Genomic DNA, 21,371 nt, shown 5'->3' with positions numbered 1-21,371 from the left:
CGTTCTACAGTCGCGGGGTCGGCTGCGATAAGGGCGCCCGGTGTGGGTCCGCCCGTCACATTCCCATTTACTCCCCCGCGCCGCTTCGGTGCGAGGGAACCATCCATTGCCGTTAATTATGAAGCCGTGGCCGCAAAGTCAATCGACGGCTGCGACGCGAAGCCGGCGAATTGCGGCAGCGCGGCCCTGTAGCCGACGCCGCACGCCTTTCATACCCCGAACGGGTGAGCAGACACCCCTCGCCGCCGCGTGATAAATAGGCTTTGCAGGCCCGACGCGGCTCACATGCTGCGCCCAGGCTGGTGGAGGGTGCGATGGCATATTTGCGTCGTGCCGCATTTGTCGCGCTAATCGTCGCGCTTTACGGCTCAATGCCAAGCAAGGCCGCCGAACCGATCGGTCAGGCGATCCGGATCAAGACCGAAGTGAGCGGGGCGACCGGACCACTGGTCGTCAGCGACCCGGTCCACCGGGACGAGCGGATTCGGACGTCCAGATCGGGGCTCGGGCAATTCGTCTTCCGTGATGGAAGCAAGCTTGCCGTGGGTGCTGGTTCGTCAGTTGTGATCGACAAGTTTGTGTTCGACGACTCGAGATCCGTGCAGAAGCTGACCGTCGCGGCAGCGAAGGGAACGTTTCGCTGGATCAGCGGCAACTCGAAGCACTCCGCCTATCAGATCTTGACGCCGGCCGGAACGATCGGCGTTCGAGGCACGGTTTTCGACTTTTACGTCGGCGGCGACGGCACGACGGCAGTGGTGCTCTTGAGCGGCGCCGCCGAATTTTGCGGCCGAGGAGGCTGCCAACAGCTGACGCGGCGCTGCGACTGTGTGGTCGCTCGCCCGAACGGCGACATGACCGATACGCGCCGGGTCGACCGGAGCATCCTCAGGACACTTGGCAACCGACAGGCGTTGCCGTTCCTCTCCGGTGGACAGCAGCTCTCGCCCGGATGGAGCGGCACCGGCTGTGGCCTTTCAGCGGCAATTCAGATTCGTCCCGATCCGCCTCAACCCCGTATTCTGCCGCCAACCAAACTTGCCCCACCAATCGAGACGCCGCCCAAACCCGACAAGCCGCCCAAACCCGACAAGCCGCCCAAACCCGACAAGCCGCCCAAGCCAGACAAGCCGCCCAAGCCAGACAAGCCGAGCAAGCCAGATAAGCCGAGCAAACCGGACAAGCCGAGCAAACCGGACAAGCCGGGCAAACCGGACCGGCACGACAAGAGCTGGCACGATAAACTGGACAGGCCCGACAGGCCCCAAAAGCCGGACACGCCACGATACGATCGGAGCAAGGCCCGTTTTCCGGGACGTTGGTGATTGCGATTGAGATTTCGCAAGAGGCGGCGCAGTTCCCGGCGGCGGCAACCCGCTCTACTCACCAGCCGCATCCTTCGCCGTCGGCTCATCGATGAAATGATCGCCGCGCCGCGAAATCCGGCGATAGAAATCCGACAATCCCGGCGCCAGCGCGGACGCCTTGAGCTTTACCACTCCCAGAATGCGCCGACTGTCGGTGGAACGGACGCGCAAAGCGTCGACCAGCCGCCGGTGGACTTCCTGCAATTCGGCGAACGCATCCGAGGCGGCAAATCTTTCGTCGCCAACGACTCCAAAGAGCCTCGTTCGCGTGCTTTTGCCCTTGAGCCCCAATGCCCCCGCCTCCAGCAAGGCGCAACGACCAGCCAATTTTGCCGTTGTCTCGGATACAAGGATATCGAATCCGACCTCCTTGCAGGCGGCTTCGATGCGCGCCGCCACATTGACGGCGTCTCCGACAGCCGAATAGTTGAAATGCGCCTCGGCGCCCATGTTGCCGACGCAGGCAAGTCCCGTGTGGATTCCGATCCCGATGGCGACCCTTTGCTCTGCCCCAAAACCGAAGGCATCCTTGTCATTGAGGCGAGCAAGCGTTTCCCGCATGGCCAAAGCCGCACGAACGGCCTTGCTTGGATGGCCGGCCACGTCGACGGGCGCGTTCCAGAAGGCCATGATCGAGTCGCCGATGAACTTGTCGAGCGTGCCCTCGTTCTCGATCACATCGCGGCTCAACGCATCGAGAAGCGTGTTCAGGAACCCGACGACCTCCGTCGGAGCCAAACGCTCGCTGATCTCAGTGAAATTGCGGACATCGACGAACATGATCGTCAGCTCGCGATCGTCTCCGCCAAGCCGCAAGGCGTTCTGCGTGTGCTCGATGCGGTAGAGCAGCGATGGCGACAGGTACTGGCCGAAGGCGCGTCGGACGACACGCCGTTCCCGGTCGGTCACCAGGAAGCGGTAGGCCGTCGCGGCGAAATGTGTGACCAATCCGGCAAGGATCGGGGCGAGCGGGTCGAGGAGCAGTCCTGCATAGAGGAACGCGATCCAGGAGGCCGCGAGCGCAAAGCCGGTGATCAATAGCCCGCAGGCGAGCGCCACGCCCGGGCTGACGAAGGTCGTCAGCATCACGAGGAGGGTGCCCGCAACGGCAATCGACAGTATCTCAAGTCCGTCGGCCCAGTCCGGCCGCGAGAGGAAGCGACCCGACAGGATCTGCTCGACGGCCTGGGCGTGAAGCGAGACGCCGGGGACGTTGTGTCCGAGAGCCGTGGTGCGGATGTCCAGCAAGCCGGCAGCCGAGGTGCCGACGAAGACGATGCTGCCTTCGACGGCGGCGCTGACATCCCCGGGAGCGCCGGATGCGGCAAGCACCCGACCGGCAGATACGTATCTCTCGGGGCGGTCCTCACTGACGTAGAGCCAAAGTTCGCCGGCGGCCGTAACAGGCACAGCGAAATCGCCGATCTTGATCGTTGTAATCGTGTCAGGCACATCCGTCGCACCCGCCAGCAGATACGTGGAAGCGCCCTGAGCGACACGCAGCGCCTCGAGCGCCAGATTTGGATAGAGCTGCTCGCCATCGCTGAGAAGCAGCGGGACCGCGCGTACGACCGCCGACGGGCTGTCGGGATTGAGGCTGATATGCCCGAGGCCGGCTGCACTGGCTTCGAGTTCCGGCCGGAGCGGGGTCGCGGCCGCGAGCCTCGGCGGCGCATCGAACGGGCTCTCGCCGACAAAGGCGAAGCCCGCCTTGATCGGCGGTCGATAGTCTCCCGCTTTCGACAGGCCGAAACCCAGCACCACGGGCTTGCCGGCGATCGCCCTGGCAAAGATTTCGTCATTGTCCGGCAAGCGTTGCAGCAAAGCCGGATCGATCCCCGGCACGTCGCGGACAACTGTGCGCGGCGACAGTCGGTCGGGCTCGGCGAAGAGAATGTCAAAGGCAATGACGGCGGCGCCCATTTCAGACAGCCTGTTCACCAGGGCGGCCAATCGATCCCTCGGCCAGGGCCACTGGCCGAACTCCCTGAGCGACGCCTCGTCGATATCGACGACCCGCACGGGCAGGTTTTCGAAGGGCCGCGGCGCCAGGCGCTGGTATTCGTCGAAGGTGATTTCGCGGGCGAATCTCAACAGTTGTGGATCGTTTGCCCGCAGCACCGTCAGCGCCGCGACAATTGCCAATCCGATGAGGACGCCGACCAGTTGGGCGCGTGTCATGACCGCCGACCTTTGTGCCGGGCAGCGGCACGACCGGTTCAGGAGAACCGGCCTACCGCCTCGCGGGCATGCTGCATCCTTCGCAGCAACCATGCAATATCGACCAAAGAGGGTTCGAGGGAGTGTCGCGTTCGGCGGCGCAGCGGCTAGCCGAGCAAGCGGCTGAGCCAGGCGCGGTCGAGCACGCCCTCGAGCTCGGCGGCAACCTCGTCGAGCGCGCCGTCGACCGACTGACGATAGCTGGCGCCCCCGCCTTCGATCCCCAGGCTCTTCAGCACTGCGGCGCGATAGGCATCGCTGCCGAAGAGGCCGTGCAGGTAGGTCCCGATGATCCTGCCGTCGGGCGACATCGCGCCGTCCGGCCGGCCGTCGATCGTCACAGGGGCGCGTTCGCAATCTGCCCCTGTCGTCTTGCCGAGATGGATTTCGTAGCCTTCGAGCGCCACGTCATGCTCCAGCGACCAGGCGCGGCTGTTGCGCACCGTCTTTTCAGGCGCCATCTCGGTTTCGACCGAAAGCAGCCCGAGCCCGGCAATCTCGCGTTCGCTTCCTTCGATGCCGAGCGGATCGGCAACGCGGGCGCCCAGCATCTGGTAGCCGCCGCAGATGCCGATCACCCGGCCGCCGCGCCGGACGTGGCGCTCGAGGTCGCGGTCCCAGCCCTGCGCACGAAAGTCCGTGAGATCCGAAATAGTCGATTTGGAACCGGGGATGACGACAAGCCCTGCGTCCTGCGGCAGCGGCGTGCCCGGCCGAACGAAGACGAGCTCGACCTCCGGTTCTGCCGCAAGTGGATCGAGATCGTCGAAATTGGCAATGCGCGACAGGACGGGCACGGCGACTTTCAAAGCTTTGCCGCCGCCGCGCGCCAATTTCTCGAGAACCACGGAATCCTCGGCCGGCAGCCGCGCCGCACTTTTCAGCCAGGGCACGACGCCGAAACAAGGCCAGCCGGTGAAGCGGCCAACGGCCGCGATGCCATCGTCGAAAAGGGTGACGTCGCCGCGAAACTTGTTGATGAGATAGCCGGTGACCATCCGGCGGTCGTCCTCCGGCAGGATTGCATGGGTGCCGACCAGCGAGGCGATGACGCCGCCGCGATCGATGTCGCCGACGAGAACCACGGGAACCTTGGCGCGAGTGGCGAAGCCCATATTGGCAATGTCGCCGGCCCTGAGATTGATCTCGGCCGGCGAGCCGGCTCCCTCGACGACGACGAGATCCGCGCCGGCGGAGACGAGTTCGAAACTCTCCATCACCGCGCCGAGCAGCTTCGGCTTCAGCGCCTGATATTCCCTGCCCTTGGCCTGCCCCGCGACCTTGCCCTGCAGAATGACCTGGCTGCCGACGTCGGATTGCGGCTTCAGAAGCACAGGATTCATGTGCACCGAAGAGGGCACGCGCGCGGCGAGCGATTGCAGCCACTGTGCCCGGCCGATTTCGCCACCGTCATCGGAAACGGCCGCGTTGTTCGACATGTTCTGCGGCTTGAAAGGTCTGACCTTCAGGCCGCGGTTGGCGGCGAGCCGGCAGAGGCCTGCCACCAATACCGATTTTCCGACATCAGAGCCGGTTCCCTGGAGCATGATCGCGCGTGTCATGTGATCTCCCGTAACATCGAAAGCTTGTCCGGCAAAGCTCTGTTTCGACGGCATTTCGCCGAAATCCGGCCGATGCCGATCACGGCATGGGTCACCCGCTCACCAAGCTTGGTAATGAAGCTCTGCGGTCTAGCGAAAATGCGACATGGAATGCCGAGTTTGGCGGCGAAGACTGACTGTGGCACGCCTATATCGCCGCCATTGAAACAACCCGGCTCGTGAGCCGGCCTCCCAAGGCAGGAAAACCATGCTGTTCATCTTCAGCAAACCCAATTTCGTTCAGATCGCCTGGAACTCGCAGGCGCCGCGCAGCCAGTCCCGCATCCGCAATACGCCGCTCGACGCGCCATTCGGTCCACTCGGCTTCATCCGCACGTCGAACGTCGGCTAGGAAGCTCTTCGTACTCCGAGTTTGGCGAAATGCGCGTTTGTTGCAACGCCGGTCAGCATGCTGAATTGCGGCGGACCCGGCCCTCAAAATGCGAAGATCGCCAAAGAGGCAGGTCCGGTACGCAACACCTAACCGGACCTGAGGCAGTCGCCTGCCGCAGGCAAACAATTAGCCTGACATCCTTACCGGATGGTTAGTGAGAACTTAACCAAAGGTGAATTCGCAATTTTTCCGTCATCATCGCGCCATCCTCAAACAAGGGGAGCGACCGGCGTAACCGCGCGCATCTGCCAACTGGGTGTACCGGCACGACTTTCGAAACAATCAACTGAAGAAGTTGATTCCTCTTCGGAAACACCTAGTCTGACTGGTCGTGGGCCGCTTCAAAGGCGGGAGGCCTGGAAACATGACGAAACTCCTCGCAATCACCTTCGCTGCTGCCGGCATCTACATCCTGGCCAGCCCGACCCGGGCCGCAGAGTGCGGCGAGGTCAGCATTGCCGAAATGAACTGGGCTTCCGCCGGCATCGCCGCCCATGTCGACAAATTTATTCTCGAACACGGCTATGGTTGCACCGTCTCCCTTGTCGCCGGCGACACGATGCCGACCTTCGCCTCCATGAATGAGAAGGCTGAACCCGACCTGGCGCCGGAGCTTTGGATCCACTCGGTGCGCACGCCGCTCGAAGCGGCGATCAAGGGAGGCCGCCTTATCCAGGCTGCTCCAATTCTCAGCGAAGGCGGTGTCGAAGGCTGGTGGATCCCGAGATTCCTCGCCAACGCCCATCCGGAGATCAAGACCGTGCAGGATGCTCTCAAGCATCCGGATCTTTTCCCGGCGACCGACGATCCGACCAAGGGGGCGATCCACAACTGCCCCTCCGGCTGGAACTGTCAGATCTCGACGGCCAACCTCTACAAGGCACTGGGGGCTGCGGCGGCTGGTTTCAAGCTTGTCGACCCCGGCTCGGCGACCGGGCTTGACGGCTCCATTGCCGAGGCCTTCGAGACAAAGTCCGGCTGGCTCGGCTATTATTGGGCGCCGACGGCAATCCTCGGTAAATATGAAATGATCCGTCTATCCTTCGGCGTCGACCACGACAGGGCGGAATGGGATACCTGCTCGGCCGTGGCGAACTGTCCGAACCCGAAGGTCAACTCCTATCCCGTCTCTGACGTCTTTACCGTCGTGACGAAGTCCTTTTCCGAAAAGGCAAGCATCGCTATGGATTACGTGAATGCCCGCGGGTGGGACAACGCAACGGTCAACAAAATTCTCGCCTGGATGGATCAGAACCGGGCCAACAACGAGGATGCGGCAAGATATTTCCTGGAGCGCTTTCCGGAAATATGGGCGAAATGGGTGAGCCCGGAGGTCGCAGAAAAGGTAAAGGCAGCGCTTTGACGGAAGCCGTGCTGCGAACGGGCCGGATCCTGTTGTGTTTGCTGTGGCACTCTCCGCCGCATGTTTCGCGACGAAGCCGCCCCGCCCGCGTCGCAAACAGCACAGCAGCACGCCCGTTACGCTGTCACATTGCCCAATGGGGAACCTGGAAGCAGTTACGCCTCATACACGCTCTCAAAGAAGCGGACCGGCGGAACGCAGCTCCAGCGGTGTTGCACTGATCGGCAGCGCCATTATTTTCGATCGTGCCAGCCAAGCCTTCGGCAGGCGGCTGCAGAAGCATTCGGAGGTTTTTCATGGCTAGTCGCGCAATCGAGGTGAAGAACCTCTACAAGATCTTCGGCCCGCGCGGACATGAGTATATCGACCATGTCAAGAACGGCATGAGCAAGGCCGAGCTCAATGAGAAGTACGGCCATGTCCTCGGCCTGCAGGACATCAACATCCCAATGCCCGGCGGCTGCATAACGGTGGTGATGGGTCTTTCGGGCTCGGGGAAATCCACACTCATCCGCCACATCAACCGGCTGATCGACCCGACTGCCGGCGAAGTGCTCTATGACGGCGTCGACGTCTGCAAGATGAACCAGAACGACCTTCGCCAGTTCCGCCGCCACAAGACGGCGATGGTGTTCCAGAAATTCGCGCTTCTTCCGCATCGCACCGTACTTGAAAACACCGTTTACGGCCTGGAGATCCAGGGCGTCGAGCAGCGCGAAAGCGAGAAGCGAGCTCTCGGCTGGATCGATCGCGTCGGCCTCAGGGGTTTCGAGAAGCATTATCCGAACCAGCTCTCGGGCGGCATGCAGCAGCGCGTCGGTCTCGCCCGGGCGCTGACCAATGACGCCGATATCCTGCTGATGGACGAGGCCTATTCGGCGCTCGATCCGCTGATCCGGATGGACATGCAGTCAGTGCTGCTCGACCTGCAGAAGGAGCTGAAGAAGACCGTGGTCTTCATCACCCATGACCTCGACGAGGCACTGCGGCTCGGCGACAAGATCGCCATCCTGCGCGACGGCCGCGTCGTGCAGCAGGGGTCCGGCCAGGACATCGTGCTCTCGCCGGCCGATGATTACATCACGGCCTTCGTCAAGGAGGTGAACCGCGGCCGGGTCGTGCATGTCGAGACGATCATGCGGCCGCTGTCCGGCAATCCTGAGGGCTTGGCGATCGCGGCGGATACGGTCCTCGAAGCGGCCGCCCGGACGATGACGGGTGCGCATATCAACACGGCCCACGTCGTCGACGCCAATGGCCGCCCGGTCGGCGCCATCGACCTGCAGATGATCATCGGCGCAATGGTGACGCCGACAAGTCACAACGAACGCCAGGCGGCATAAGAACCGTTCGCCGGAAATGGAGAGGGGCGCCCGATACGGTGCCCCTCTCCCATTTCTACGCGGCCGATTGCAACTTGCCGCTGATGAACCGGAACTCCTGCGTCTTGCCGCCGAAGCCGTAAGCTGCGGCCGGCACCTCATGGACGAGCACATAGCTTTCGGGGTGGATCTGGCCGAGCAAGGATTCGAACCCGGCATAGACTGCTTCGACGTAGCTGGCGAGCTCCTGTTTCGTATTGGTGCCATCGACAACCTTGATGTCGAGCCAGAAACTCGTCGTCTGCTGTGACGCGATCGACTTTCCGCCGGCGAACCAATGGCGCGGGTCGATATAGCTGATCGTAACGGCCGTGACGGTCGGATCCTTGCGCAGGTGCAGGCGCGTCAATTCGCTGACGGAGGCGGCGATTTGCGCGGACAAGTCTGCGTCCGCCTGGGCCGCAACGGCGATGTTGATGATCGGCATGAGAGTTCCTTCCTCGGATAGATGCGACGACGAGGTGAGCTTGCCACCTTCATCACATCAGAAAAATCGAATTGTATTGCAGGTATAATTCTGCATCACTGAAGTATGAGGATGATCGACCCGGAACTCTTGCGCACTTTCCTCGCTTTTGCCGAGGGCGGTTCGCTTGCCCGTGCGGCAGAAGTGATCAACCGCTCGCCGTCGGCCGTGACGGCCCAGATGCAGCGGCTTGAAGCTCTGGTCGGCGAGCCTCTTCTCGCACCGGCCGGGCGCGGACGATCGCTGACACCCGTCGGCGAGGAGTTCGTGGCTCATGCCCGCCGCATCCTCGACGCGCATCGGGACGCATGGCTCAGCCTCAAGGGCGCCCGGGCCGACGGTCGCGTGGCACTCGGCAGTACCCAGGATTTCGCCGACACAGCTCTACCAGCCTTGCTGCACCGCTTCGCGCGGTCGCATCCGCGGGTTCGCCTCGACCTTCGGATCGGTCGAACGAAGGAACTGACGGCGGCTTACGAGCAAGGCCAGATCGACATAGTCCTGGCGATGCGGAAGGCACCTTCGGCAGATGAACTGCTTGTCTTGCGCGAACCGATGATGTGGTTATGCGCCGAGAGGGGCGTGACCTTGCCCGACACCGATCTGCCATTGGCTGTGCTCGACCCGCCCTGCGGCTTTCGCGCCGCCGCTATTTTCGCGCTCGAAGCGATCAACCGCCCCTTCCGCATCGCCGCGACCAGCCCCAGTCTCTCCGGCCTGCGCGCCGCGGTCCTGGGCGGTGTCGCGGTGACGGCGCGCACCGATCGCTTTCTGGGCACCGGAATAGCGGTCGCATCGAAGGACCTCGATCTGCCGCTGCTGCCCGTCGCGGAATTCAGCCTGCGCCTGCGCCCGAATGCGGAGCACGCCTCGAGCGATCTCGCTCATCTTCTAGCGGATGAACTGCCGCGGCTGCCGACAGGCACTTAAACCTCGAAAGGCTTTGCCTCAACGGTTCGCCACACATTTAGCTTGCTTCCTCACGCGCAAACACATAAAGATATGTTTATATCTTGCTACACTTTGTTCAGCCGGGAAACACCGATGTCCATTGCAGCCAACGCCCTCTCCGATCTCCTTGCCCAGAAGGGCGTTTTGCTTGCCGACGGTGCGACCGGGACGTCGCTCTTCGCCATGGGCCTCGAGGCGGGCGAAGCGCCGGAACTCTGGAACGAAACCAAGCCGGAAAACATCACCAAGCTGCATCAGGATTTCGTCGACGCCGGTGCCGATATCATTCTCACCAATTCCTTCGGCGGCACCCGCCACCGGCTGAAGCTTCACCAGGCGGAAGACCGGGTGCATGCGCTCAACAAGCGCGCCGCCGAGATCGCCCGGGCCGTGGCCGACAAGGCGGCGCGCAAGGTGATCACCGCCGGCTCCGTCGGACCGACCGGCGAATTACTGATCCCACTCGGTGCGCTCTCCTACGACGCAGCGGTCTCGGCCTTCGTCGAACAGATCGAGGGCCTCAAGGCGGGCGGCGCGGAAGTCGCATGGATCGAGACGATGTCCTCGCCGGACGAGATTCGCGCGGCCGCCGAGGCCGCCACAAAGGTCGGTCTCCCCTACGTCTATACCGGCTCTTTCGATACCGCCGGCAAGACGATGATGGGCCTGCACCCGAAGGACCTCCACGCGGTTGCCGCCGAGATCGGCGAAGGCCCGGTCGCGGTCGGCGCGAATTGTGGCGTCGGCGCATCCGACATCCTGTCCTCGCTTCTCGACATGACCGCCGCCAATCCGGAGGGGACCGTCGTCGTCAAGGGCAATTGCGGCATTCCGGAGTTCCGCGGATCAGAGATCCACTATTCGGGCACGCCGCCGCTGATGGCGGAATATGCGCGTCTGGCCGTCGACGCCGGTGCGAAGATCATCGGCGGCTGCTGCGGCACGACGTGCAATCACCTGGCGGCGATGCGCCTTGCCCTCGACAACCACACCAAGGGCGAGCGTCCGACGCTCGAGGTGATCATCGAAAAGATCGGCCCCTTGCGCAACAAGACGGCCAATGAGGGCGCCACCGCCCCGGCACGCGAGCGACGCAGCCGCCGCGCTTAAGTCCAGTCATCGGCAGATATTGAAGGGCTCCGCGATTATGATGATCCGGGGCCCTTTCTTGATTTCTTGGCGCGCCGTAGGCATTAGCTGGCCATGCCGAGCTGCATTGATCTCCTCCGGGCAATCGCACGAGAACAGCGCCTGCCGCCGTTGCGGATCGCATGCGCCTCGCCTATCCCGAGTGGACGTTCGATTCGAGGGGAGACGATTCGATGAGCGCGCCAGCTGCCTTTCCGGACAGGGACACGACCGCCACCAAGCTTTCGAGCTTCGGCATAGCGGATCAGGCCTTCGTCAAGCTGCTGATGGAAAATCCGGAACAGGACGAGAACTTGCTCGAGGGGCTGTACCGCCATCTCGGTCTCGCTGCCGAGGCACGCTTGCTGAACACATTGAAGCTGGAGAAGCTCGGGCAGTGGCTCGGCAACGAGGCCCCCGCCCGGCTTCAGATGCCGCTCATGGAGGCCGCCCGCTCCAGCCAGCATCCGGCTTATCAGGCGTTCAAGGCTGGCTTGACGAAATCCGGCGGCTTGCAGCGCGCGTTTCCCAAGGCTTGAGCTTCGGAGCACGCGCCCGGCAACCGCATCCCCTGAGAGCGCGTGGAGAGCGGGCAGACGTTCACTCCCCCGCAAGCCCTTTTGCCAGGCGCACCAGATTGACGAATTCACCGCGGTATCCGAACGGGTCCGGCCCCTTGGCTCCAGCCGAGAGGTCGGCGATCGCCGGATAGGAATAGCCCGCGACCGCCGAATTGCCGGCGAGCTTCTGGCCGAAGGCGGCGACGGCGACGGAGAAGCGGACGTCCTGCGGCGCCTCAGCAAGCGACGGCACCGCACTCGCTTCAGTCACGGGCGTAGTGATCAGCTCGCTTTTGTCACCGTCCGGTTTCTTGTAACGGATCTTGAGATAGGCGAGCTCGCCACTGTGAGCCGTCGCCGGTTCGCTCGCTGGCTTCTCGGTCGTCGCGTAACGCAGGTCGTCGCTGAGGACGGCGGGACTGCCCTTGGGCGTTACCTCGTAGATCGCCGTCACGCTGTGGCCGGAGCCGATGTCGCCGGCGTCCACCTTGTCGTTGTTGAAGTCCTCGCGCTTCAGCGCGCGCGTCTCATAGCCGATCAGCCGATATTCGGCGATCGCCGCCGGATTGAATTCCACCTGTAGCTTCACATCCTTGGCGATCGGGAAGAGCGACGACCCCGCCTCCTCGACGAGCGTCTTCTGTGCCTCCGCAAGCGTGTCGATATAGGTTGCAACACCGTTGCCGTTCTGGGCGATCGTCTGCATCAGCGCGTCGTTGTAATTGCCGCGGCCGAAGCCAAGGACGGAGAGGAAGATACCGCTCCTGCGCTTCGTCTCGACCACCCGCTTCAACTCCTCGTCGCTCGACGGGCCTACATTGAAGTCGCCATCGGTGGCGAGCAGGATGCGGTTGACTCCGTCCTGGACAAAGCCCTTCTCCGCCAGTTGGTAGGCCGCGTCAATGCCCGCAGCGCCCGCCGTCGAGCCGCCCGGCTGGAGCGTATTGATCGCCGCCAATATCTTCGCCTTGTCCTTGATGGACGTCGGCTCCAGCACCGTCCCGGCATTGCCGGCATAGGTAACGATCGAGACCGTATCGTCCGGCCTCAGCCGATCGACCAGCAGCCGGAAAGCATTCTTCAGCAGCGGCAGCTTGTCCGGTTCGTCCATGGAGCCGGAGACGTCGATCAGGAAGACGAGGTTGGCTCTCGGCGCCTCCTTCTGGACCACCTCATAGCCCTTGATCGCCACATGCATCAGCCGCGTTCCGGCGTTCCATGGCGTCGGCGTGACCGTAACGGTCGCCTTGAAAGGCTCCGCCGCAGAGGCGGGACGCGGCCAGTCATAGGGGAAATAATTGACCATCTCCTCGACGCGCACGGCATCGGGATTCGGCATCTCGCCCGCCATCAGCGAGCGGCGGATGAAGGAATAGGAGGCCGTATCGACATCGACGGAGAAGGTCGAAACCGGCTCGGTCGCAACGCTTTTGACTGGATTGGCATCGGAGTTGCCGAAGCGCTCGCGGTTTTCCGCCGGCGGCGGAAGAATGTCGGCCGGTGCGGTGGGCGCGGGCATGATCTCCATGCGTCCTCGCGCGGCAAGGCCGACAGTTCCGCCGGCGGCGCTCATCGGCGCCGCGGCGCCGGCGGCCTGGTCCATGCTCTCCATCGTCACGGGAGCAGCGCCGGGCGCGTGGAGAGCCTCGCCGTCGGCCTCTGCCTTTCGTTCCTCCTTCGCAACCGGCGCCTCCGGCCGAGCCAACTGTACATTCGGCTCGCTTTTTGCGGCGATCTCGCCTTCGGCGCCGAACGGCCGATCATTGCGGACGATCTCGAGCGTCAGAAAGGCGGCGGCGGGTACGACGAGCAGTGTCGCCAAGGCCGATCCGGCCAGCAGTTTCCGGTTCATCATGGAGCTCCATATCCGGTTGAAGATGGAGCTTTGACGACCGGGGATAGTCGATCCTTGGGTTGCAGCCGAATTTTCTTCCGCCGCGTCATAGGCCTGCATGGCGGCGGCAAGCGCCCGCGCGCGTGCCTCGTCCGCCGGCTTCGGCGGCGTCCGTCCGGACAGCATGTGTTCGTCGGTCATTACACAGCCTCCTTACCAAGCAGCGCTGCGCCGGTTCATCGCGGAAACCGAGCAACGACGGCGATGATCGGCCCGAGCGGAAACAGCCGGTCGTGGCGGTTGATCTCCGGAGCGTAAAGGCTCGAGATCGTGCCGTCGAGGAAGAGCGCGTTCGGGCAATCGAGCGCGTCGCGAAACAGCGTCGCGAAGTCATGGAAGCGCACCGGGCGCTTCGAAACCGCGAAGACCACCTGGCCTTGCGTCGTCACGCCGACCCCGTTGCGGGTCTTCAGGCTGTCGCTGTCCGGCAGGAAGCGCGGGTGCAGCGCGCCGTCGATGACCAGCATCGGCCCGGATTGCGTCGCAAAACGCAGCTTGATGCCGGCGGCGCGATAGGCTTCCGCCGCCATGACGCCCGCCTTGCCATCGCCGACATAGAAGACGCCGTTCGGCAGTAGATGGAAGTTGCCCCAGCCGGGATTGGTATTGAGTGGGGCCTGCTCCAGCCCCTCTTCGATATGCAGCCCGACCGGAGAAAGGTCCTCGTGATACATGCCGCCATTCATGGCGAAGACGATATATTCGTCCCGGTGGCGTAGTTCGAGCGATAGCGCCTTGAAGGACTTGAACGGCGCACCGGCTTGATCCTTGCTGTAGAGGCGAATGTCGTTCGCCGCAGGATCGAAGCTGCAGGCGATATAGTCCTCGCCGAGGTGACTGACGTTGCGGCAGGCAGCGACCGCAGGGGCAGCAAGGCCGGCGGAGAGAATGGCGGCGCCAGCGAGAATGGCTTTTGGAAACAGCGGCATTTGTCCAAAACGTAAGTGGAATCGTCACATGAAGCATCGCATAGATTCCGGCGGATTGATGCGCGCGTCTTTGCCAACACGTGAATGACTTCTCTCGCGGCGCGTCTGCGGTGCGAGAGACTCTCAGGATCGCATTCAAACACGGTGGGCGCGTATTCTGCTCAGAGACTGAGCGCAGCCATATGGAAACGCAGTTGCGCCGGAGAATAGCGATAATCTCGGCCGACAGGACAGGCATCGCGGGAAAGGCAGCCATCTACAAGACAGCCGGCCGCCCCTGCCTTCGTCCTCAGATGCGTGCGGCATCGCCCCACATCGAATATATCGATCCCCAAGGCATCCACCGGGCAGGCGGAAATGCACGGCTTTTCCATACAGTCGTCGCAAGGATGGCCAACTGCGAACTCGTCCGCCTGCGGCAATGCCCAGTCAAACCCGAGTGCGCCGCGATAGCCGTGCCAGAGACCAAATCTCGGATGTATGAGTATACCGAGCGGAGAAGCCTTCAATCCTTCGGCGCGCTTCGCCCATTGCTGAAAGGGCTGCCAGGGCGGATCAGAGGGGAAATAGGCGGTGGCGCCGGCGGCCTCCGCCACCGGCAAGATCACCTGCTTCGACCACTCGTCGAGCGGGTCGGCGCCGCCGCGGTCCCGTCCGCCTTCGCGCCAGCGGCTGAACGGCTCCCAGATCGAACCGCCAATATTGCCGATCAGCGCAACGCTCGCGGCAGGCTCGCCACCGTCCAGCAAGGGCGAAGTCTCCCCCGGCGTGAAATTCACGCTGCCGCGCAAAAAAAGACCGTGCGGCTCAAGAGCCGCACGGAGCGTTTCGACTAGATTGTCGACACAAGCAGGGGCAGCCGTCATTTTGGTTTCGGCCCCTGAAGTTCGTAATGCGGGCGCCAGACCTCCTTCTGGATCATGTCGGCCACCTGCGCCGCGCCGCCTTGCTCCCTGGCTCGCTCGGGAGCCTTTCAGGTGAAGGCGTCCGGCATCGAATCCTTGCGCTTGGCGATGTAGTCCTTGAGCGCCTCGTCGATCGCCGGGTCGAGGTAAGGTGCCTCGTAATGTTCGAGCCAGCTGCGGGCGAGTGCATTGGCGCGCTGCTCGATCCGCTTCTCGCCTTCGATCTCCCACTGTTCGAAGGAATTGTTGTCGGCGAGCGGCGAGCGGTAGAACGCCGTCTGGAAGTTGGCCTGGGTGTGGGCGCAGCCGAGATAGTGGCTGCCGGGACCGACTTCGCGGATCGCGTCGAGCGCTGGGCGTTTTCGGAAAGATCGACGCCCTCGGCCATCTTCTGCATCATGCCGAGCTGATCCTGGTCGATCATGAACTTCTCGTAGGACGAGACGAGACCGCCTTCGAGCCAGCCGGCCGCATGCAGCACGAAATTGGTGCCGGCGAGCAGCGTCATGTTGATCGTGTTCGCCGACTCGTGCGCGGCCTGGGCATCCGGCACCTTTGAGCCACAGAGCGAGCCGCCGGTACGGAACGGCAGGCCGAGGCGGCGGGCGAGCTGTGCCGCGCCGTAGGAGACGAGCGACGGCTCCGGCGTGCCGAAGGTCGGGGCGCCCGACTGCATCGAGATCGAGGCGGCAAAGGTGCCGAAGAGCACCGGCGCGCCCTTGCGGATGAGCTGGGTGAACGAGGCACCGGCGAGCACTTCGGCGAGAATCTGCGTCAGCGTACCGGCGACGGTCACCGGGCTCATCGCGCCGGACAGGATGAAGGGTGAAAGCACGCAGGCCTGGTTATGGCGTGCGTAGACCTTCAGCGCGCCCACCATCGTCTCGTCGAAGACCATCGGCGAATTGGCGTTGATGAGGTTCAGCGTGACGGTGTTGTTCTCGACGAAATCGTCGCCGAAGACGATCTTCGCCATGGCGATCGTGTCTTCCGCACGCTCCGGCGCCGTCACCGAGCCCATGAACGGCTTGTCGGAATATTTGATATGGCTGTAGACCATATCGAGATGGCGCTTGTTGACCGGGACGTCGACCGGCTCGCAAACCGTGCCACCCGACGAATGGACGGACGGCGCCATGTAGGCGAGCTTCACGAAATTGCGGAAATCCTCGATCGTCGCATAGCGGCGGTTGCCGTCGAGGTCGCGCACGAAGGGCGGGCCGTAGACCGGCGCGAAAACCGTCGCCTTGCCGCCGATATGGGCATTGCGCTCCGGGTTGCGGGCATGCCAGGTGAAGTTCGACGGCGCGGTTTTCAAAAGTTCGCGGCAGAGGCCCTTCGGGAAATGCACGCGCTGGCCGCGCACATCGGCGCCCGCAGCCTTCCAGAGCTCGAGCGCCTCAGCGTCGTCACGAAATTCGATGCCGATCTCCTCGAGAATGATGTCGGCATTGCGCTCGATGAGCTGCAGGCCCTCCTCGTCGAGTACCTCATACTCGCGAATCTTGCGCTGGATATAGGGCAGAGACGGTCCTGCGCCGCCGCCGGTGCGGGATGCGCGGCGCGCTGCCGCTCCCCGTCCCTCGCCACGCGCACGGCGTCCGCCGCCTTCGACCGCGCCTTGTTCTGTAACGTCGCTCATTCGCTCATTCCTCTCCCGCCGCGCCCTCGCACGAAGGACGCTGCAACAATTTCGGTGGGTGGGCGCATAATCCTTTCCGCGGGTCGAATCCAGTGGCGGCACCATGCGCCCGGCATGGATTTGGCCTAATGCTACCAAGCCGTCGGAGCGGTACGGGTCTCAATGCGCCAACAGGTGGCGCAACTTAGACACTCTCCCGACGCGGCCGGGTTTGCCGTTGCAGCAGCAAGGCGACGAGCCGCGCCCCGGCCATTCGCCGAAGGATTGCGCAATCGGTCGAACTAACATCTTGAACTGTTGCATAATTTTACCGACCGGCCGATTCCGCGTCTGCCCAAGATGCGGTACGACTACAGAGCGGAAGGACAGGAAGGCCGCGTCGTCGTTTTTCATCATGTGCGACGTCGCTTTCGAAAGGAGATTTTTAGGCGCCACCCGCTAAGGATGAGACAACGCGTCCGGAGTGAGATCGTGCCACCGGCGCGAAACGGCTATGCCAGGAACCGAGGAACCCTACTATGGCAGACGATGAAATCATTCTCGAGGACCTTTCCGACGAGGAACTCGTGCAGCAGATGCATGACGACCTTTATGACGGTCTCAAGGAGGAAATCGAGGATGGAACGAACATCCTCCTCAAGCGTGGCTGGACCCCGTATGACATCCTGACCCAGGCGCTCGTCGAAGGCATGCGCATCGTCGGCATCGACTTCCGCGACGGCATCCTCTTCGTACCGGAAGTTCTGCTTTCGGCCAATGCGATGAAGGCGGGCATGTTCATTCTCCGTCCTCTGCTCGCCGAAACCGGTGCGCCGAAGCTCGGCAAGATGGTCATCGGCACCGTCAAGGGCGACATCCACGACATTGGCAAGAACCTCGTCGGCATGATGATGGAAGGCGCCGGCTTCGATGTCGTCGACCTCGGCATCAACAATCCGGTCGAGAACTATCTGGAAGCGATCGAACGCGAGCAGCCGGACATCCTCGGCATGTCGGCGCTCCTGACGACCACCATGCCCTACATGAAGGTCGTCATCGACACGATGAAGGAAAAAGGCCTGCGTGACGACTACGTCGTTCTCGTCGGCGGTGCGCCGCTCAACGAGGAATTCGGCAAGGCTGTCGGCGCTGATGCCTATTGCCGCGATGCCGCCGTTGCCGTCGAAACCGCAAAGGATTTCATGCGGCGCAAACACAACCAGCTTGCCGCCGGCTGAGGCCGTCCGGCTTTGAAAAAAAGCCGGCTGCGCGGATGAAACCGACAGCCGGCTTTCTTATCTGTTGCAAGGCAGGGGCGCCCGTGCAGCGCCCCCTCCGGACACGCAGTTGTCAGTTGGCTGCCTTGGCTACCCGGCGGCCGGCCGACTCTGTCGCGTTGACGGTATTCGCAGTATCTTGTCCCATGCCGCGGATTGTGTTGGCGCAGGAACTCAGGGTTGTCAGCGCTATCAGAATGACGCCAATCGTTGCAAAAATTCTTGTTGTCATGACCATGATTCCTTCATGTTGCTGCAAGGCGGAATAAAGATGGAAAACGCAACGTCGGCAAGAGAACGTGCACAACCAAAGAAAGTTCACGTCATCGGCTGCGGCGCCATCGCGCGTGAAATTCTTGCGATTTGCGAGGCGAACAAGCTCCAGCATATCGAGCTCAACTGTCTGCCCGCCATCTGGCACAACACGCCGGAAAAGATCGTGCCCGGCCTGCGTGAGGCGATCGGCCGTGCGCGCGCCGACGGCTTCGAACGCATCTTCATTGCCTATGCCGATTGCGGCACCGGCGGGCTCCTCGACCGGCTCTGCGAGGAGGAGGGCGTCGAGCGGATTCCCGGTCCGCATTGCTATTCCTTCTTCGCCGGCAATGCGGACTTCGCCGCCCGTTGGGACGATGATCTGACGGCCTTCTTCCTCACCGATTTTCTCGCCCGCCAGTTCGAGGCCTTTGTCATCGAGCCGCTCGGCCTCGACCGGCATCCGGAACTGCGCGACATGTATTTCGGCCACTACCGCAAGCTCGTCTATCTCTCGCAGGTGGAAGACCCGGCGCTGCAGGAAAAGGCCCGTCAAGCCGCTGAATACCTTGGCCTCGATTACGAGTATCGCTATACGGGCTATGGCGACCTCAACCGGGCCCTCGTCGAAGCGTAAATCCCCGCCCTACGGCTCTATCGCCGCCGTCCTTAAGAAGACGGTAACGCTGTCTTGGCATATTGCCTCGCAGACGAATGCGTTTTTCATCCGCATTTCCAGCGAATCCAAGCCGGTCGCCGCAGGCGATTGCGGCGAACTGACACGGACCCGAAACAAAGATGGACGTCCCCTGCCGATCAGCTGCGGGGCAGCAAGCCGCCGCGACCTTGGCCGCCGGAGGACGCATCGTCGTGGTCACCGCCGGTGGCGAAAATCCGAACATCCTCGTCAATGCACTCGCGTCGCGTTTCGAGGAGGTCGTGGTCCTGCAGGAGCAGCCGGAATCGAAGGCGCATTTCGTTAGACGGCGCGCCCGCAATCTCGGCTGGGCCACGGCCTTGGGCCAGTTCGCGACGATGATCGCCTCGCGTCTCGGCAAGCGCTTCACGCAACGGCGAGCAGGCGACATCCTGCGCCTGTACGGAGTGTCTTCAGCGGCCAATCCCTCGGTGCCGGTGCACCACATTGCCTCGATCAACGACGCCGTGGGCCGCGCGCGGCTCACGGCGCTTCAGCCCGCTGTCGTCTTCCTCGTCAGCTGCCGCATGCTGAAGCCGGAAACGCTGGCTGCGATCCCCTGTCCTGTCCTGAACTTCCATGCCGGCATCAACCCGCAGTATCGCGGCCTGATGGGCGGCTATTGGGCACTCGTGCATAGCGATCCGGAAAACTTCGGTGCGACCGTGCATCTGGTCGACGAAGGCGTCGATACAGGCGGCATCCTCTATCAGTCACGACAAACGCCCACCAGTGCCGATACGATGCACACTTATCCGCTGCTCCAGACCGCCGCCTCGACGGCTATCGCGATCCGGGCGGTCGAAGACGCGCTCGCCGGGAACCTCCAACCCGTCGCTGTCTCTCTGCCCTCCCGGCAATGGTATCATCCACCCGTCTGGACCTGGCTCTGGAATGGCATGCGACGCGGGATCTGGTAAGGCGAGGAAGAGAGACCCGATGCAGCAAGACCGCTATGAACTCGTTCTCGACCCGACCGACCATTGGACCGTATGGGACAATATGACCGGTGTACCCGCGGTATTCGCGGACCAGATTCTAGCCGGGCTCACGGAATCCGAGGCGGAAGCAGCGCTCCGAGTTCTCGTCGCAATCGAGGCGAGCTGCCCGACAGCGACCGAGGATGCGGCATAGTCACTTTCGACGTCGCGCGCTATCTTCGCGTTATCCTACTGAGCGGCCGTCAAGACGCGTTTGGTCGCACTATCCACAGCATGGCCCGTCTGCGTACTATCCTGCCTGAATCCGCGCGCAGTGTTTGCGCAGGATGAAAGCGCGAGAAGTGCGAGACACAACATTGCGATCGCAGTCTTTGGCATCATGACCTCCGTCGGCACATCCGATGGAAATGATGCGCGTTTCTGCGAAATCAAGCGGCGCGGGTGTCTCGGGTGAGCATCTCCAGGGAATAGTGGCGGCACGCCATATGTCATACCCAATCTATGATTGGAGAATCATGATGACCCGCAAATCATCGATCGTCGCAGCCGCGATTGCCGTTTTGACGCTCGCGGGATGTATGACCAATCAAGCCAGCCGAAACACGAGCCCGCCTCCCGCAAGCGCTTCAAGCGGCTCCGGCGGTAGCAGCATGGGCGGCAGCCAAGGCGGTGGAAGTTCCGGTTACTGATCGGCATCCAAGCTGAAGCCCGCTCGCGGTATGGCGAACGGGCTTCGAGAGCCTCAGTAATAAGGCGAGTAGCATTGTTGCCGGGGACCGCCGTAGGGCTGGAAGGAATTGTCCCAGGCGCGATAAGACCGGTACTGATCGTAGCACCAGCTGACATGGCGCTGCGGCAACCGAGGTTCGGCATAGCTGGGCTCTGCGTAACGCGGCGGCGCGGCGATGGCGCCGCCGATGACAACGCCCGCTCCGAAGGCGGCCAGCGGATACCACCAGCCATTGTCATGCCGGCGATACCCTTCCCGGCGGTAGCGATAACCACGATACCCATGGTAATAGCCGTAGCGGGCGCCTTCCGCTTCACGCCAGGCCCGTCGGGGACCACCACGGTGATGCCACGGCTTGTGGTGAACAAGTTCTACGCTGGAGCCAGACTGCGGCGCCGACGGAACGGGCATGGCCTGTGCAGACCCATAGCTCGTGAAAGCCGTTGCGGCCGCGAGGAACAGGATACCTATCTTCTTCATCTCAACATCCGATCTGTTGCAATGATACCTGTTTGCCGAATGTGACGTGAATGGATGGTGAATGACCTCTTGCTGATATTCTGAGCTCGCTGCGTAGGTCAGCGTCTCGACTCGACCTCCCGCGCAATATCGCCATCCAAAACAGCGGCTTTTCCGGGCGTGTTTCGGCGTCTCGAATGTCAAACACGGCCGCTCAGAGAGCCGTGACGC

General features: G+C 62.7%; 19 protein-coding genes and 2 pseudogenes. 12 read left to right on the top strand and 9 right to left on the bottom strand.

The features are described from left to right. The first annotated feature begins 314 nt into the window (after window positions 1–314). Window positions 315–1,325 (top strand): FecR family protein, encoded by a 1,011-nt coding sequence (locus N181_RS05380; RefSeq protein WP_037435720.1) that lies wholly within the window; start codon window positions 315–317, stop codon window positions 1,323–1,325. Between the two features lie 54 nt (window positions 1,326–1,379). Here the strand turns inward: N181_RS05380 and N181_RS05375 are convergent, their stop codons facing one another. Beyond that, window positions 1,380–3,548: a CHASE2 domain-containing protein gene (locus tag N181_RS05375; protein WP_037435722.1), complete on the bottom strand. Its 2,169-nt coding sequence runs from the start codon at window positions 3,546–3,548 to the stop codon at window positions 1,380–1,382. Window positions 3,549–3,694: 146 nt separating this feature from the next. Then, window positions 3,695–5,149, bottom strand: coding sequence for a cobyric acid synthase (locus N181_RS05370; protein ID WP_014328713.1), 1,455 nt, complete (start codon window positions 5,147–5,149; stop codon window positions 3,695–3,697). Between the two features lie 247 nt (window positions 5,150–5,396). On the opposite strand from N181_RS05370, the gene N181_RS33960 reads away from it, so the two are divergent. The 4 genes and pseudogenes from N181_RS33960 to N181_RS05360 all read left to right on the top strand — a co-directional run bounded on the left by N181_RS33960 (window position 5,397) and on the right by N181_RS05360 (window position 8,288). After that, window positions 5,397–5,540 carry a hypothetical protein gene (locus N181_RS33960; RefSeq protein WP_014328715.1) on the top strand — a complete coding sequence of 48 codons (144 nt, stop codon included), beginning with the start codon at window positions 5,397–5,399 and terminating at the stop codon, window positions 5,538–5,540. A 406-nt stretch (window positions 5,541–5,946) separates the two neighbouring features. Continuing rightward, complete coding sequence (locus N181_RS05365) at window positions 5,947–6,945, top strand: glycine betaine ABC transporter substrate-binding protein (protein WP_037395398.1); 999 nt, start codon at window positions 5,947–5,949, stop codon at window positions 6,943–6,945. Window positions 6,946–7,150: 205 nt separating this feature from the next. Further along, a pseudogene (locus N181_RS34590) lies at window positions 7,151–7,249 on the top strand (proline/glycine betaine ABC transporter permease); the annotation flags it as partial. After that, a complete protein-coding gene (locus N181_RS05360; RefSeq protein ID WP_014328718.1) occupies window positions 7,242–8,288 on the top strand; it encodes a quaternary amine ABC transporter ATP-binding protein in 1,047 nt (348 codons plus the stop codon). The pseudogene N181_RS34590 and the gene N181_RS05360, both read left to right, overlap by 8 nt. A 55-nt stretch (window positions 8,289–8,343) precedes the next feature. Here the strand turns inward: N181_RS05360 and N181_RS05355 are convergent, their stop codons facing one another. Then, window positions 8,344–8,754, bottom strand: coding sequence for a tautomerase family protein (locus N181_RS05355; RefSeq protein WP_014328719.1), 411 nt, complete (start codon window positions 8,752–8,754; stop codon window positions 8,344–8,346). A gap of 105 nt (window positions 8,755–8,859) precedes the next feature. On the opposite strand from N181_RS05355, the gene N181_RS05350 reads away from it, so the two are divergent. The 3 genes from N181_RS05350 to N181_RS05340 all read left to right on the top strand — a co-directional run bounded on the left by N181_RS05350 (window position 8,860) and on the right by N181_RS05340 (window position 11,411). Continuing rightward, on the top strand, window positions 8,860–9,723 hold the full coding sequence (locus tag N181_RS05350) for a LysR substrate-binding domain-containing protein (RefSeq protein WP_037395396.1): 864 nt from the start codon (window positions 8,860–8,862) through the stop codon (window positions 9,721–9,723). A gap of 114 nt (window positions 9,724–9,837) precedes the next feature. Further along, on the top strand, window positions 9,838–10,854 hold the full coding sequence (bmt, locus tag N181_RS05345; RefSeq protein ID WP_014328721.1) for a betaine--homocysteine S-methyltransferase: 1,017 nt from the start codon (window positions 9,838–9,840) through the stop codon (window positions 10,852–10,854). 212 nt (window positions 10,855–11,066) lie between these two features. Continuing rightward, window positions 11,067–11,411: a hypothetical protein gene (locus N181_RS05340; protein WP_014328722.1), complete on the top strand. Its 345-nt coding sequence runs from the start codon at window positions 11,067–11,069 to the stop codon at window positions 11,409–11,411. A 61-nt stretch (window positions 11,412–11,472) separates the two neighbouring features. Here the strand turns inward: N181_RS05340 and N181_RS05335 are convergent, their stop codons facing one another. The 4 genes and pseudogenes from N181_RS05335 to N181_RS05320 all read right to left on the bottom strand — a co-directional run bounded on the left by N181_RS05335 (window position 11,473) and on the right by N181_RS05320 (window position 16,802). Then, window positions 11,473–13,467, bottom strand: a complete 1,995-nt coding sequence (locus N181_RS05335) for a vWA domain-containing protein (RefSeq protein ID WP_037435724.1) — start codon at window positions 13,465–13,467, stop codon at window positions 11,473–11,475. 35 nt (window positions 13,468–13,502) lie between these two features. Next, a complete protein-coding gene (locus tag N181_RS05330; RefSeq protein ID WP_037435726.1) occupies window positions 13,503–14,255 on the bottom strand; it encodes a phosphodiester glycosidase family protein in 753 nt (250 codons plus the stop codon). A gap of 161 nt (window positions 14,256–14,416) precedes the next feature. Next, window positions 14,417–15,121 carry a 4Fe-4S dicluster domain-containing protein gene (locus N181_RS05325; protein ID WP_037395378.1) on the bottom strand — a complete coding sequence of 235 codons (705 nt, stop codon included), beginning with the start codon at window positions 15,119–15,121 and terminating at the stop codon, window positions 14,417–14,419. A 107-nt stretch (window positions 15,122–15,228) separates the two neighbouring features. Then, window positions 15,229–16,802 (bottom strand): annotated as a pseudogene (locus N181_RS05320) (trimethylamine methyltransferase family protein). A 518-nt stretch (window positions 16,803–17,320) separates the two neighbouring features. Here N181_RS05320 and N181_RS05315 point away from each other — a divergent pair. Next, window positions 17,321–18,019: a corrinoid protein gene (locus tag N181_RS05315; protein ID WP_014328728.1), complete on the top strand. Its 699-nt coding sequence runs from the start codon at window positions 17,321–17,323 to the stop codon at window positions 18,017–18,019. A 112-nt stretch (window positions 18,020–18,131) separates the two neighbouring features. On the opposite strand, the gene N181_RS05310 is transcribed toward N181_RS05315, so the two are convergent. Further along, window positions 18,132–18,290, bottom strand: a complete 159-nt coding sequence (locus N181_RS05310) for an entericidin domain-containing protein (RefSeq protein ID WP_037395385.1) — start codon at window positions 18,288–18,290, stop codon at window positions 18,132–18,134. Between the two features lie 39 nt (window positions 18,291–18,329). Between N181_RS05310 and N181_RS05305 the strand changes: the two genes are divergently transcribed. The 3 genes from N181_RS05305 (at window position 18,330) to N181_RS05295 (ending at window position 20,144) form a co-directional block, all read left to right on the top strand. Continuing rightward, on the top strand, window positions 18,330–18,950 hold the full coding sequence (locus tag N181_RS05305; RefSeq protein WP_037395377.1) for a DUF1638 domain-containing protein: 621 nt from the start codon (window positions 18,330–18,332) through the stop codon (window positions 18,948–18,950). Between the two features lie 161 nt (window positions 18,951–19,111). Further along, on the top strand, window positions 19,112–19,930 hold the full coding sequence (locus N181_RS05300) for a formyl transferase (RefSeq protein WP_014328730.1): 819 nt from the start codon (window positions 19,112–19,114) through the stop codon (window positions 19,928–19,930). Between the two features lie 19 nt (window positions 19,931–19,949). Continuing rightward, window positions 19,950–20,144: a hypothetical protein gene (locus N181_RS05295; RefSeq protein ID WP_037395376.1), complete on the top strand. Its 195-nt coding sequence runs from the start codon at window positions 19,950–19,952 to the stop codon at window positions 20,142–20,144. Window positions 20,145–20,693: 549 nt separating this feature from the next. On the opposite strand, the gene N181_RS05290 is transcribed toward N181_RS05295, so the two are convergent. After that, entirely contained in the window at window positions 20,694–21,161 is a 468-nt protein-coding gene (locus N181_RS05290; protein ID WP_037395374.1) for a BA14K family protein, read from the bottom strand. Window positions 21,162–21,371 lie beyond the last annotated feature (210 nt).

Source organism: Sinorhizobium fredii USDA 205 (assembly GCF_001461695.1).
In the GTDB taxonomy this organism is placed as follows: Bacteria; Pseudomonadota; Alphaproteobacteria; order Rhizobiales; family Rhizobiaceae; genus Sinorhizobium; species Sinorhizobium fredii.
The sequence above is the reverse complement of the archived record's forward strand: the minus strand, read 5'-3'. Positions and strand labels throughout refer to the sequence as shown.

Bases quoted from the DNA above. Each gene is read 5' to 3' on its own strand.
- N181_RS05380 (WP_037435720.1), top strand. From the start codon at position 315: ATGGCATATTTGCGTCGTGCCGCATTTGTCGCGCTAATCGTCGCGCTT.
- N181_RS05375 (WP_037435722.1), bottom strand. From the start codon at position 3,548: ATGACACGCGCCCAACTGGTCGGCGTCCTCATCGGATTGGCAATTGTC.
- N181_RS05370 (WP_014328713.1), bottom strand. From the start codon at position 5,149: ATGACACGCGCGATCATGCTCCAGGGAACCGGCTCTGATGTCGGAAAA.
- N181_RS33960 (WP_014328715.1), top strand. From the start codon at position 5,397: ATGCTGTTCATCTTCAGCAAACCCAATTTCGTTCAGATCGCCTGGAAC.
- N181_RS05365 (WP_037395398.1), top strand. From the start codon at position 5,947: ATGACGAAACTCCTCGCAATCACCTTCGCTGCTGCCGGCATCTACATC.
- N181_RS05360 (WP_014328718.1), top strand. From the start codon at position 7,242: ATGGCTAGTCGCGCAATCGAGGTGAAGAACCTCTACAAGATCTTCGGC.
- N181_RS05355 (WP_014328719.1), bottom strand. From the start codon at position 8,754: ATGCCGATCATCAACATCGCCGTTGCGGCCCAGGCGGACGCAGACTTG.
- N181_RS05350 (WP_037395396.1), top strand. From the start codon at position 8,860: ATGAGGATGATCGACCCGGAACTCTTGCGCACTTTCCTCGCTTTTGCC.
- bmt (WP_014328721.1), top strand. From the start codon at position 9,838: ATGTCCATTGCAGCCAACGCCCTCTCCGATCTCCTTGCCCAGAAGGGC.
- N181_RS05340 (WP_014328722.1), top strand. From the start codon at position 11,067: ATGAGCGCGCCAGCTGCCTTTCCGGACAGGGACACGACCGCCACCAAG.
- N181_RS05335 (WP_037435724.1), bottom strand. From the start codon at position 13,467: ATGACCGACGAACACATGCTGTCCGGACGGACGCCGCCGAAGCCGGCG.
- N181_RS05330 (WP_037435726.1), bottom strand. From the start codon at position 14,255: ATGCCGCTGTTTCCAAAAGCCATTCTCGCTGGCGCCGCCATTCTCTCC.
- N181_RS05325 (WP_037395378.1), bottom strand. From the start codon at position 15,121: ATGACGGCTGCCCCTGCTTGTGTCGACAATCTAGTCGAAACGCTCCGT.
- N181_RS05315 (WP_014328728.1), top strand. From the start codon at position 17,321: ATGGCAGACGATGAAATCATTCTCGAGGACCTTTCCGACGAGGAACTC.
- N181_RS05310 (WP_037395385.1), bottom strand. From the start codon at position 18,290: ATGACAACAAGAATTTTTGCAACGATTGGCGTCATTCTGATAGCGCTG.
- N181_RS05305 (WP_037395377.1), top strand. From the start codon at position 18,330: ATGGAAAACGCAACGTCGGCAAGAGAACGTGCACAACCAAAGAAAGTT.
- N181_RS05300 (WP_014328730.1), top strand. From the start codon at position 19,112: ATGGACGTCCCCTGCCGATCAGCTGCGGGGCAGCAAGCCGCCGCGACC.
- N181_RS05295 (WP_037395376.1), top strand. From the start codon at position 19,950: ATGCAGCAAGACCGCTATGAACTCGTTCTCGACCCGACCGACCATTGG.
- N181_RS05290 (WP_037395374.1), bottom strand. From the start codon at position 21,161: ATGAAGAAGATAGGTATCCTGTTCCTCGCGGCCGCAACGGCTTTCACG.